General features: G+C 49.2%; 11 protein-coding genes and 3 pseudogenes. All 14 read left to right on the plus strand.

Going from position 1 to position 11,895, the window contains the following annotated elements; translation table 11 throughout:
* Positions 1-434 precede the first annotated feature (434 nt).
* Positions 435-1,948: pseudogene (gene flxA, locus JCM12259_RS12930) on the plus strand (flexirubin biosynthesis tyrosine ammonia-lyase FlxA).
* Positions 1,945-2,670 carry a flexirubin biosynthesis SDR family reductase FlxB gene (gene flxB / locus JCM12259_RS00265; RefSeq protein WP_025064973.1) on the plus strand — a complete coding sequence of 242 codons (726 nt, stop codon included), beginning with the start codon at positions 1,945-1,947 and terminating at the stop codon, positions 2,668-2,670. The pseudogene flxA and the gene flxB overlap by 4 nt, the downstream one beginning before the upstream one ends.
* 2 nt (positions 2,671-2,672) lie before the next feature.
* Complete coding sequence (locus tag JCM12259_RS00270; protein ID WP_025064974.1) at positions 2,673-3,902, plus strand: beta-ketoacyl-[acyl-carrier-protein] synthase family protein; 1,230 nt, start codon at positions 2,673-2,675, stop codon at positions 3,900-3,902.
* The gene (locus JCM12259_RS00275) at positions 3,899-4,474 is read left to right on the plus strand and encodes a hypothetical protein (RefSeq protein ID WP_025064975.1); all 576 of its coding nucleotides are present in this window, start codon (positions 3,899-3,901) and stop codon (positions 4,472-4,474) included. The genes JCM12259_RS00270 and JCM12259_RS00275 overlap by 4 nt, the downstream gene beginning before the upstream one ends.
* 47 nt (positions 4,475-4,521) lie before the next feature.
* Positions 4,522-5,616 (plus strand): FlxJ family methyltransferase, encoded by a 1,095-nt coding sequence (locus tag JCM12259_RS00280; protein ID WP_025064976.1) that lies wholly within the window; start codon positions 4,522-4,524, stop codon positions 5,614-5,616.
* Between the two features lie 10 nt (positions 5,617-5,626).
* On the plus strand, positions 5,627-5,872 hold the full coding sequence (locus JCM12259_RS00285; protein ID WP_021583943.1) for an acyl carrier protein: 246 nt from the start codon (positions 5,627-5,629) through the stop codon (positions 5,870-5,872).
* Complete coding sequence (locus tag JCM12259_RS00290; RefSeq protein WP_025064977.1) at positions 5,872-6,768, plus strand: lysophospholipid acyltransferase family protein; 897 nt, start codon at positions 5,872-5,874, stop codon at positions 6,766-6,768. The genes JCM12259_RS00285 and JCM12259_RS00290 overlap by 1 nt, the downstream gene beginning before the upstream one ends.
* 5 nt (positions 6,769-6,773) lie before the next feature.
* The gene (locus JCM12259_RS00295; protein WP_024992066.1) at positions 6,774-7,223 is read left to right on the plus strand and encodes a hotdog family protein; all 450 of its coding nucleotides are present in this window, start codon (positions 6,774-6,776) and stop codon (positions 7,221-7,223) included.
* Positions 7,224-7,241: 18 nt separating this feature from the next.
* Positions 7,242-7,678: pseudogene (locus JCM12259_RS12935) on the plus strand (acyl-CoA thioesterase).
* On the plus strand, positions 7,675-9,417 hold the full coding sequence (locus JCM12259_RS00305; protein WP_025064978.1) for a beta-ketoacyl synthase N-terminal-like domain-containing protein: 1,743 nt from the start codon (positions 7,675-7,677) through the stop codon (positions 9,415-9,417). The pseudogene JCM12259_RS12935 and the gene JCM12259_RS00305 overlap by 4 nt, the downstream one beginning before the upstream one ends.
* Positions 9,418-9,535: 118 nt before the next feature.
* Positions 9,536-9,793, plus strand: a complete 258-nt coding sequence (locus tag JCM12259_RS00310; RefSeq protein WP_025064979.1) for a phosphopantetheine-binding protein — start codon at positions 9,536-9,538, stop codon at positions 9,791-9,793.
* Positions 9,790-10,763, plus strand: a pseudogene (locus JCM12259_RS16980) (beta-ketoacyl-[acyl-carrier-protein] synthase family protein); the annotation flags it as partial. The gene JCM12259_RS00310 and the pseudogene JCM12259_RS16980, both read left to right, overlap by 4 nt.
* Before the next feature lie 294 nt (positions 10,764-11,057).
* Positions 11,058-11,531 (plus strand): beta-ketoacyl synthase chain length factor, encoded by a 474-nt coding sequence (locus tag JCM12259_RS17680; RefSeq protein WP_234396495.1) that lies wholly within the window; start codon positions 11,058-11,060, stop codon positions 11,529-11,531.
* Positions 11,510-11,872: an EamA family transporter gene (locus JCM12259_RS00320; protein ID WP_024992062.1), complete on the plus strand. Its 363-nt coding sequence runs from the start codon at positions 11,510-11,512 to the stop codon at positions 11,870-11,872. Before JCM12259_RS17680 ends, JCM12259_RS00320 begins: the two co-directional genes overlap by 22 nt.
* Positions 11,873-11,895: the final 23 nt, after the last annotated feature.

The raw sequence follows: 11,895 nt of genomic DNA on the forward strand, positions 1-11,895 counted from the left end.
TAGGCCTACGCTTAGAAAAGATTTTGCAACGAATTCACGCTAAAATATAGTTATACGCTTTCACAAAAGCGTGAGGCTGTGTTTTCATTCATGGTTGATCGCACTGCAATTAACCATGAGTTACGTGCCGATTAACGGTTAATCAATTGAGAATTGAGCGTTGAGAAATGAGCGTTCTTTTTGGAATGGCGAACCGTATGGATTTCATGTGCTTCTGGTTGAAATACAATACAATAATTCTCAATTGATGACAGCTCTTTTAACTTGGGGTATTGACAATAATTATCAAATGTCAATGGTCAATAGTTAATTATCGATGTTGGCTTTCTGAAAATTAATTTCTACCTTTGCAGATGATAAAATAACAGGGGATAGCAGACTGGTTGAAACATGGAAAGCAATGAAGCCAAGCCCCGGAAGATGTTCAGAAGAATATGAAAGAACGTGTGTTTACTGTCAATTCGGTGTATAGAAACCTTTTTGAAGGTGAAGAGGTGACCATCAATGATGGTATTTATCAAAATATCCGGCACTGTTACGATTTTCTGAAAACATTTGCCGAGGATCGGATTATCTACGGAATCAATACCGGATTTGGGCCAATGGCACAATGGCGAGTGGACAATCAAGACCTGAAAGATCTGCAATACAACATCATTCGCAGTCACGCCACGGGCGCAGGAGAGCCGCTTGAGGATGTATATGTCAAGGCATCGATGATCGCCCGAGTAGGAACTTTCGTCCAAGCACATTCCGGAATTCACCCGAGTGTGGTGGAAACGCTGGTCAAAATGATTAATGCGGGCATTTATCCATTCATTCCCCGCCACGGAAGTGTAGGTGCGAGCGGCGATCTTGTACAATTGGCCCACATCGCACTGACGTTGATCGGAGAGGGGAAAGTGCATTACCGGGGTACGTGGAGACCTACGGCAGAGGTGCTGAAAGAGAATGATATCAAGCCTATTCAGATTTATATCCGTGAAGGTTTGTCGGCTGTCAACGGCACAAGCGTGATGACCGGAATCAGTATTGTCAATCAAATCTATGCCGAAAAGCTATTGGATTGGTGCGTGATTTCAGCCGTTTGGATGAACGAAATAGCGGCTTCTTACGACGACTGGATGAGCGAACGGCTCAACGTTTGTCGTCGGCACACCGGTCAGCAAGCAATGGCCGAACGGATGAGAGCCGTTGCACAGGGCAGCAAACGACTCGTAAAGCGCGAACACGAACTGTATGCGCAGGGCCGACATACGGAGAAAGTGTTCCGCGATAAGGTACAGGCGTACTACTCTTTACGGTGTACGCCGCAGATTCTTGGCCCTGTTTACGACACGTTGACTGCTGCCCATCAGGTCATCGACGAAGAGTTGAACTCTGCCTGTGATAATCCCGTCATCGATCCCGATACGAACAACGTTTATCACGGCGGCAATTTCCACGGCGATTACATATCGTTGGAAGAGGATAAAGTGAAGATTGCCGTGGTAAGACTTGCTATGACGACCGAGCGGCAACTAAATTATCTCTTCCACGACCGCATTAACGGCATCCTGCTCCGTTCTTAAACCTCGGTAAGTTAGGACTGAACTACGGAATGCAGGCCTGCCAATTCACGGCCACTTCTACCACGGCAGAGTGTCAGACACTGGCAATGCCCAACTATGTACACTCTATTCCCAACAACAACGACAATCAGGACATCGTAAGTATGGGCACGAACACCGCGCTATTATGCAAAGAAGTGATCGAAAATGCTTATCAAGTGATGGCCATTCAGATGATTGCGTTGGCACAGGCGACGGATTGTCTGGCCATTACCGACGATTTAGCACCCGCTACAAGAGCTATATATAATAAGGTAAGAGATATTTGTCCCAAGTTTGTTGAGGACACACCGTTCTACGAAGAAATAGCAAACGTAATAGAATACTTGAAAAAATGAAATATGCTTTGGTAACAGGCGGAAGCCGAGGAATCGGTCGGGCCGTCGCCATTCGATTGTCACAGGCTGGCATTCCCGTTGTAATCAACTATGTTCAGAATGAAACGGCAGCCACGGAAACAAAGGCCGAGATAGAGAAAGCGGGCGGACAAGCCGAGCTTTTACGCTTCGACGTGTCGCAACCGGAGGAAATCGAGCAGGCCATTAATGCGTGGGAAGATGCCCATCCTGATGATTTCATCGGCGTATTGGTGAACAATGCAGGCATCCGTCGCGATAACTTAATGATTTTTATGCAGAATGACGAGTGGCAAAAAGTGCTCGACACAACGCTCAACGGATTCTTCTACACCACGCGCCGACTATTAAAGCGGATGATGACAAAGCGTGATGGGCGCATCGTCAACATCTCGTCGCTCTCGGGATTGAAAGGATTACCTGGCCAGGTGAACTATTCGGCCTCGAAATCAGCGCTTATCGGTGCAACGAAAGCATTGGCGCAAGAGGTTGCTCCGCGTAAAATCACAGTCAACGCAGTAGCTCCCGGCTTTGTAGAAAGCGATATGACGAAAGACCTGAACGAGTCGGAACTTAAACGACTCGTGCCTGTCGGCCGTTTCGGTAAACCCGAAGAAGTGGCAGCTTTGGTCGCTTTCCTCGCCGGAGAAGAGGCGGCTTATATCACAGGACAAGTTATCGGCATTAACGGAGGAATGTATTGATAATGGTGAAAAGAGTAGTGATCACAGGCATCGGACTATGGGGATGCCTCGGAAAGAATATCGACGAAGTAACGGAAAGCCTCAAAGCGGGGCGCAGTGGCATCGGATTGGATCGCGACCGATTGACATACGGCTATCAATCGGGGCTGACCGGCCTCGTAGAACGGCCCAAACTAAAAGGTCTTCTCAACCGACGCGTGCGCACAGGACTGCCCGAAGAAGGCGAATATGCCTTTATGGCGAGTCGCGAAGCATTCAGAATGGCCGGCATCGACGATGCTTATATGCTGCAAAATGAAATCGGTTGTATCTTCGGCAACGACTCTTCGTCTACGCCGGTGATTGAAGCCGCCCGTATAATGGATGCCAAACACGACTCGGCATTGCTCGGAAGCGGTTATATTTTTCAATCGATGAACTCGACAGTTACGATGAATCTCAGCACCATTTTCCATCTCCGCGGCGTCAACTTTACCATAAGTGCAGCCTGCGCAAGCGGCAGTCACTCCATTGGGCTCGGTTATATGATGATCCGCCAGGGCCTGCAAGAAATGGTTTTATGCGGTGGCGCGCAAGAGGTTAATTGCTATTCGATGGCCACTTTCGATGCTTTGAATGCTTTCTCCAAACGAATGGACGAGCCAGAAAAGGCATCTCGGCCTTTCGATCGCGATCGCGACGGGCTGATTCCGAGTGGAGGAGCTGCCGCTTTGGTACTTGAAGACTACGAACACGCTGTTGCACGCGGTGCCGAAATACTCTGCGAAGTAACCGGTTACGGCTTTTCGAGTAACGGAGGGGGCATCTCTCAGCCCTCGGACGACGGTAGTGTACTGGCGATGCAACGTGCAATGACCGACGCAGGAATCACACCCGACGATGTAGATTACATCAACGCACACGCCACTTCGACGCCGCAGGGCGATATGTTTGAGGCAAAAGCTCTTGCAAGACTGTTCTCCGGACGTCGTGCTTGGATATCTTCGACTAAGAGTATGACCGGTCACGAGTGCTGGATGGCAGGTGCCAGCGAGATCGTTTACAGCATTCTGATGATGCAAAACAGCTTCGTTGCACCCAACATCAATTTTGAAAATCCCGACGAATACTCCGCACCGTTACACATTGCACCGCAAACCGTAGAGACAGAACTGCATACCGTGCTCTCCAACTCATTCGGATTCGGCGGCACGAACAGCGCTTTGGTTATTCAAAATACAATAAAGATATGAAGAAGGTGATATTATTAGCATTGGCTTTCACAGCCACGCTTTGTGCTAATGCACAACGATTGATCGACGGTTCGCTGAAAAACTTAACACAGATAAAAGCCATTCAAGTCGTGTTCGAGTACAAGAACGCCGTCGTGCAGGGACTTCCCTATGCTGAGTTTATGGAAAAAGAACAACGAGAATTCAGTAATCGCAACTACAAAGACTTCAAAGACGAATGGAATCGCAGTCTTGCACCCGAGCTTCTTTATCGCTTCATCGAAGGCTATAACAAGATAGCGAATCGCAAAAACCTACCGGTATTCACATCGAAAAAAGCCGATTATAAGTTGACTGTGGATTATAGCAGATTGGATCGCAATGGAAAGGCATCGGCAGAATATACCTTTACTGATAAAGGCGGCCATAAAATTGCCGTCGTGCAATGGGATTCGCCTAAGGGAGGAACATTCGGAACCTTCAAGAATCTTATCGGAGATGCCGGTGAAAAGAATGGAAAAGATTTCGCAAAGTTCCTTTCTGCCAAGAAGGTGAAACGTGAATCAAACGACGATGTATTTAATCGCGAGTAATCGACTCATACCGGTTGAACAGACATTATTCCTAAACGGCAACACCAATGAATCTATTTCCTCCCATCGCCGACGCCTATACGCGAGAGCATCTGTCAGCGCGTGAAGCGCAACGGAAGGCTGAACTCATCGCGTGGGGACCTATTGTGTTTCAAGTTTCACGCCTAATGGTGAAGTTGGGCATACTCGATCTGCTGCGCGATAATCGTGACGGACTCACCGTGAGCGACATTTCGAAGCATACGAAGTTGTCAGAATACGCCGTGAAGATACTTACGGATGCCTCACTGAGTGCAGGAACAATTCTCGTAGACGCTGAAACCGACCGCTTCACATTGTCGAAGACGGGCTGGTTTTTACTCACCGACCCTGCCACACGCGTCAATCTCAACTTCAATCACGATGTCAACTACCGCGGAATGTTCTATTTAGAGGAGGCGCTTCGCCGGAGTAAGCCTGCCGGTTTGAAGACTTTGGGCCAATGGTCGACGATTTACGAAGGGCTGTCTCATTTGCCTAAGCAAGTGCAAGAGAGCTGGTTCAGCTTCGATCATTTTTACAGTGATCACTCGTTCGACGAAGCCTTGCCCATCGTTTTCACTCGAAAGCCCAAGCGTTTGATGGATGTCGGCGGTAATACGGGACGTTTCGCGCTGCGCTGTGTGGGCTTCGATACCGACGTGCAGGTGACAATCGTCGACCTACCCGGGCAAATCGAGATGATGAAGAACAATGTTTCAGAGTGTGCCGGAGCCGATCGCATCACCGGTTTTGCCACCAATCTGCTCGATGAGGATAGCGAATTGCCCCGCGGCCAGTGGGATATCATCTGGATGAGTCAGTTTCTCGACTGCTTTTCCGAGGCCGAAATCAGTAGTATCCTGCGTCGTGCAGCACAGGCAATGACAGCCAACACGCATCTGTTGATTATGGAAACGTTCTGGGATCGACAGCGTTTCGAACCTGCCTCACTGTGTCTCACGATGACAAGCGTTTATTTCACGGTGATGGCCAACGGCAACTCGAAAATGTATCACAGCGATGATATGATCCGATTGATTGCTGATGCGGGTCTCCGAGTAGCCGAAGTCCACGACGGATTGGGCCAAGGACATACAATATTAGATGTTACATTAAAATAAAACAAATATTATGACACGTGCAGAAATAGAAGAAAAGGTACGTAATTTTTTGATTGAGGATCTCGAAATCGATGAAGAAAAGATCAAGCCCGAGGGCAAACTGAAAGACGATCTCGGCATCGACAGTTTGGATTTTGTAGACATCGTGGTGATCGTCGAGAACAACTTCGGCTTCAAAATCAAGCCCGAGGAGATGTCGGGAGTTGTCACCCTTAAAGACTTCTGTGATTATATCGAGCGCAAAGTGAACGCCTGATGCAGCAAGAATGGCAAGGATCGACCGACGGCAACAGGTGGATGCAGCAGCAACTCATCAACTGTTTCCGGTTTCTTAACCTCCGCATCTATTACGCGGGAGTAGCGGTTGTCGTGCCGTTCTATATGATTTTTGGACGCGGATTCCGTTCATCGTATAACTTTTTCAGGCATCGTATCGGCTGCGGAAGATTCTGTGCGTTTGCAATGACATATCAGAACTTCTTCCGTTTCGGGCAAGTGATGATCGATCGGTTTGCTACTTACGCCGGCAAAAGATTCCGGATAGACGTCGACGATTATGAGTCGTTTGCCAAGTTGGCCGCACAGCCAGATTCGTTTATGATGCTCAGTGCCCATACGGGTAATTACGAGATGGCCGGTTACAGCCTTGTCTCCGAGCAAAAGCCGATTAATGCCCTTGTCTTTGCTGGCGAAACAGAGACTGTTATGACCAATCGCACGCTCCAGTTCGGCCGAACCAACATCCGGATGATTCCCATTCGCCCAGATATGAGTCATCTATTCGCCATCAATCGGGCGTTGCGCGACGGCGAAATAGTAAGTATGCCGGCCGACAGATGCCACGGGTCAGAGCGCACGGTGCCGTGTATGTTCTTCGGACAGACGGCCAAATTCCCGATGGGACCGTTTGCAACAATCGCCCAACGCAATGTTCCGGCCCTCGCCATCTTTGTTATGAAGGAGTCTATCAGTCGTTATCACGTTTTCGTTCATCGTCTTTCGATGCCCGAAAAGGACGTCTCCAAGCGCGAATTGATCGAAAATATCGCACAGCAATACGCCGCTTGGGTAGAGAAAACCGTGCGGGCGTATCCTACGCAGTGGTTTAACTTCTTTGACTTTTGGGCTGATCCCAATGCTAAAAATAAATGAATCAGATGCAACCGAATCATTTTCCGCCTTTCAAGAGCATTGACATACACACGCTGTTGCCGCAACAACCGCCCTTTGTGATGATCGATCGCTTGTTGCATTACGATGAGACGCGCACAGTTTGCAGTTTCACCGTTCCGGAAGACAATCTGTTTTGCGAAGCAGGTGTGTTCAAAGCAGCAGGCCTGATCGAGAATATCGCACAGTCATGTGCCGCTCGTCTGGGTTTCATCAACAAGTATATTCTTCGCCATTCAGTGCAGATCGGCTACATCGGAGCCGTGCGCAATCTCGTGATTTCTCGCGAACCGCGTGTCGGTGAAACGCTCATCACCACCGTCGATGTCGAAGAAAGCGTAATGGGAATGACCTTGGCGTCGGCCGAGATACAAGTAGATGGTGAGCGAATTGCCACGACACAGATCAAAATTGCACTCGCCGAACAAACCATCTGACCCGTAAACGCATTGCAAATGGCAACATTGACAGCATCCAAAGAGTTTGAAATACGTTTCAGCGAGGTTGATTCGATGAACGTAGTGTGGCACGGTTCGTACGCGCTTTACTTTGAAGACGCCCGCGAAGCATTCGGAGCAAAATTCGGATTAGCGTATATGACCATCGCCGATAACGGCTGTTTCGCTCCACTTGTCGACCTTTCTTTCCAATATCTCAGGCCTATTCGCTACGGAATGAAGTGTCGCGTAGATATTATTTATCGCCCTACCGAGGCAGCAAAAATAGTCTTTGACTACGAGATTCATAGTTCAGCCGATGACGAGTTGATGCAAAAGGCCGTAGCGTGCAGGCGTTTATGGACAAGCAATACCGCCTGATGTGGTATCGTCCCGACTTTTACGCCGCATGGCAAACCCGTTGGGACGTATTCAATAACAGCAAACAACAATGATTGAATGTATTAGCGATAATATCACTTCGCCTCTCGGCTGGACGACCAATGAGAATTTCGAGCACGTAAAGCGTGGAGATACACGCTTGAAACGATATGACAGCCTGTGGGGATTGCCAGAATCGTTTGTCGGTTCGATGTTCGACGACGGAGCCATTGAGGCCCGTTTCGCCGCCATCAGCCCTGACGGCGACGCTTATACACGGTTTGAGAAACTCGCCATCTTGTCTATTCGCGAGGCCATCGACCGTCTCTCATTCAGCGTTATCAATGCAAAGACGGTCTTGATTTTATCTACCACCAAGGCCAATGTCGAACTCCTCGATCCCGATCAGCAGTCGAACATCCCTCGCGAACGGGCTTCTATCTGTGCGGCTGCACAACAAATCAACAGCTTTTTCGGCTTTCACGTCCCCGCAGTAGTCGTTTCCAACGCCTGCATTTCGGGTGTCTCGGCTCAGGTTATAGCCAAAAGACTCTTGGAACGTGGCTATTATCATCGTGCCGTTATATGCGGATGCGATATCCTTTCCAAGTTTATCGTGTCGGGATTTCAGTCGTTCAAGGCGCTGTCCGACGCCGAATGCCGACCTTTCGACAGCGAAAGGCGCGGGCTAAACTTAGGCGAAGCCGCTGCAACCATCGTCCTGCAAGCCTGCGGAACAAAACGAACGAGACCGCAAAGTTGGGTCATCCAAAGCGCAGCTGTTCGTAATGATGCCAACCATATATCCGGTCCTTCACGCACAGGAGAGGGCAGTTACCGGGCGTTGAAGTATGTCTTACCACGCAACAAGGCACAACTCGCCTTCGTCAATGTGCACGGCACGGCCACGCCATATAACGATGAGATGGAAGCTATCGCCCTTTCGCGCGCCCGTCTCACATCAGTTCCAGTCAATGCAATGAAAGGTTACTACGGACATACATTGGGAGCGGCCGGCGTTTTAGAGACGATCCTTTCAATGAAAGCCGTCGAAGAGGGTGTCATTCTGCCTACGCGAGGGTTCCGACAATTAGGAGTGACACACCCGGTAAACATCGTTCACAACCTTGAAGCTACCAATCAGCACCAGTTTATCAAGCTCCTCTCGGGCTTCGGAGGTTGCAATGCCGCCGTAAGATGGACCAACGGACCGGCGAAACGCATACAGGAACCGGTTAAAAGTATGCGAGGCCACATCTCGCACACCGTTTATCTCAGTGCGACCCATATCGTCCGCGACCACAAACCAATACCGAACGTACCCGAAGGAGCCACTCGTCTCACCTATTTATATAAGACCTACATCGGCGATTACCCCAAATTCCACAAGATGGACGGATTAAGCAAGTTGGGATTCATCGCTACTGAGCTCCTACTCACCACGATCGACCCTGCGATCGACATCTCCAACAGCGCTATCGTACTCGTAGGCAACACCGGATGTCTGGCTACTGACAAGCGCTATCAACGTACGATACAAGACCAACAGCAATTTTTCCCCAGTCCGGCCGTGTTCGTTTACACCCTGCCCAACATCGTAACGGGCGAAATTGCCATTCGACACAAGATTCACGGAGAGACTGCTTACTATGCACTTAGTGCTTTCAACAAGACGCTTTTCCACCGAATCATTACGTCGACATTCGATGACGCCGAGACAGATAAAATCATCGGTGGGTGGATTCAATATGATAATGACGACAATTTCGAGGCTTCGCTCGGATTATATACAGTAAATAAGGAGATAAGTTAACGAGTAAACAAGGAGGCAAGGAGAAGTAAATGAGTAGACAAAGTAAACAAGTTAACAAGGCGGAAGCCTCTCGTCAACTTGTCAACTCGTTCACTCGTCAACTATAAACAAATAAAATATGGACACATTAAAAGACACTTTAAAGGCGCAAATCATTGAAGCGCTGTCGTTAGAAGAGATGACTCCTGCCGACATCGACGATGAAGCACCGCTCTTCGGTGAAGGTTTAGGCCTCGATTCAATCGATGCACTCGAGCTGATTGTATTGATGGAGAAAGAGTATGGCATACGACTCGACAACCCGAAAGAAGGAAAAGCCATCTTCACTTCCATCAATTCGATGACCGATTACATAAAAACCCACAGCGAACAATGATCGTTATCACCGGCGCCGGCATCGTTTCAGCCATCGGCAACAATCAGACAGAGGTTTGCCAGGCCCTACTCGAAGGTCGGGAAGGCATTCGTGGCGTGCGATTTTTAGCTACCGAGCACCGCGAATATCCTGTCGGCGAAGTGCAAATGAGCAATGCGGAAATCAAACAACGGTTAAACGCATCGCAACTAACTGTTGGTCGCACGACGATTAACGGTATATTGGCACTCAAAGAAGCGTTAAACGCAGCGTCATTAACGGTTAATCATTTAGCAACTACGGCTTTGATCTCCGGCACGACAGTCGGAAGTATGGATCTAACAGAGCTTAGTTACGTTGCCGGTCAGGACGAATCGGCCATCGGAGACTGTGGAAAGACTACGCAAGATATGGCCTCCTATTTCGGCGATTGGGGCTTGGTTACGACGTGCAGCACAGCTTGTTCGTCAGCTGCCAACAGCATTTTGGTGGGCGCCAACTTGTTGCGTAGCGGCCGATTCGAACGTGTTGTGGTCGGCGGCAGCGAATGTTTGTCGCGCTTCCACTTCAATGGCTTCCGCACGTTGATGATTCTCGACAAGGCGCCTTGTCGTCCGTTCGATGCCGATCGGGCCGGTCTCAACTTGGGCGAAGGCGCTGCTTTCCTCGTGATGGAGACCGAAGCGAGCGCCCACCGACGCGGTGTAAAGCCCTTGGCAGTACTCTCAGGTTGGGGCAATGCGTGCGACGCATTCCATCAAACGGCCTCATCGGATGAAGGCGAGGGAGCCTTTCGGGCTATGACAAAGGCGCTCGAAAGGGCCAGTTTGACCCCATCGGACATTGATTACATCAATGTTCACGGCACGGGAACGCCTAACAACGATGCCAGCGAGTGTCGGGCGTTGCAACGGATATTTGCAAACGCAACGCCACCCATATCGTCTACCAATCGATGACGGGTCACACCACGAGTGCTTCAGGGGCTATCGAAGCGGTAATTTGCCTTTTGGCCATTCAGAACAAGTTCATCCCGCCTACACTCCATTGGCAAACGCCGATGCCGGACGGCATTATACCCGTGACGAAAACCATCCGCAACCGACGCTTACAGCACGTTCTCTGCAACTCGTTCGGGTTCGGTGGCAACGATACTTCACTCATTCTCTCCGATTATGAGCACGCGAAAACGATACCTCAAATGGCCGATCGCCGCCCTGTTTACGTGAAAACGGTGGTAAAGTATCAAGATATTGCCCCCGAAACAATGCCTAAGATTCCGCCGATGGTGGCCCGTCGATTGAGCAGTTTACTGAAACGCGCCTTACTGACAGCACTTGTCACCTTGCAGAGAGTGGGTATATCAAGTCCAGATGCCATTGTTACGGGCACGGCGATGGGTTGTGTTCACGACACAGTTTGCTTCTTGAAAGAGATCAAGGAACGCGGAGAAGAATTGCTGAAACCCACTCATTTTATGCAGTCTACACACAATACGATCGGTAGCCTCATTGCAATCTACACGCATTCGCACGGTTATAACAATACGTTTTCTCACGGACGGGAGTCGTTGCACAGTGCGTTGCTCGATGCCCAACTGCAAATCGAATTGGGAGAATGCCATAATGCACTTGTAGGTCTATATGACGAGCAAGACGAAACAAGCTTATGCATCTTCCTGAGTGGTGATAACGACGGCCAATCAGTCGTTCTTGACGACGCGAAAATTTGTGAATTATGTGGGGATTATTGCCATTAGCCTTACTGCAATCAGCATTGTTGGCCTTGGGTCAAGTAACGTTGAAGATCTCATTACAGCAGATCGGCACGTTCAGTTGGTCTTGGCAGTTTTTCGCGCGCACGTTCACCAATGTGTGGTTTGCCCTCTGCGGACTTTGTTTCGGTGTGTCATCGCTCCTTTGGATGTACATTATCAAGCACTATCCATTAAGTATGGCCTACCCGATGATTAGTCTCAGCTACGTGATGGGGATGCTTGCCGCCGTACTGATATTCCACGAACACGTACCCGTTACACGTTGGATCGGACTTGGATTGATAATCATCGGAGTAGTATTAGTTGTTCAAAAAGGCTATTAAAGCATAATTCACAAACTTAAAAA

Origin of the sequence: Hoylesella enoeca JCM 12259 (assembly GCF_000613405.1) — a bacterium.
In the GTDB taxonomy this organism is placed as follows: Bacteria; Bacteroidota; Bacteroidia; order Bacteroidales; family Bacteroidaceae; genus Prevotella; species Prevotella enoeca.

Bases quoted from the DNA above. Each gene is read 5' to 3' on its own strand.
- JCM12259_RS00285 (WP_021583943.1), top strand. From the start codon at position 5,627: ATGACACGTGCAGAAATAGAAGAAAAGGTACGTAATTTTTTGATTGAG.
- JCM12259_RS17680 (WP_234396495.1), top strand. From the start codon at position 11,058: ATGGTGGCCCGTCGATTGAGCAGTTTACTGAAACGCGCCTTACTGACA.
- JCM12259_RS00290 (WP_025064977.1), top strand. From the start codon at position 5,872: ATGCAGCAAGAATGGCAAGGATCGACCGACGGCAACAGGTGGATGCAG.
- JCM12259_RS00320 (WP_024992062.1), top strand. From the start codon at position 11,510: ATGTGGGGATTATTGCCATTAGCCTTACTGCAATCAGCATTGTTGGCC.
- JCM12259_RS00275 (WP_025064975.1), top strand. From the start codon at position 3,899: ATGAAGAAGGTGATATTATTAGCATTGGCTTTCACAGCCACGCTTTGT.
- JCM12259_RS00270 (WP_025064974.1), top strand. From the start codon at position 2,673: ATGGTGAAAAGAGTAGTGATCACAGGCATCGGACTATGGGGATGCCTC.
- flxB (WP_025064973.1), top strand. From the start codon at position 1,945: ATGAAATATGCTTTGGTAACAGGCGGAAGCCGAGGAATCGGTCGGGCC.
- JCM12259_RS00295 (WP_024992066.1), top strand. From the start codon at position 6,774: ATGCAACCGAATCATTTTCCGCCTTTCAAGAGCATTGACATACACACG.
- JCM12259_RS00305 (WP_025064978.1), top strand. From the start codon at position 7,675: ATGATTGAATGTATTAGCGATAATATCACTTCGCCTCTCGGCTGGACG.
- JCM12259_RS00280 (WP_025064976.1), top strand. From the start codon at position 4,522: ATGAATCTATTTCCTCCCATCGCCGACGCCTATACGCGAGAGCATCTG.
- JCM12259_RS00310 (WP_025064979.1), top strand. From the start codon at position 9,536: ATGGACACATTAAAAGACACTTTAAAGGCGCAAATCATTGAAGCGCTG.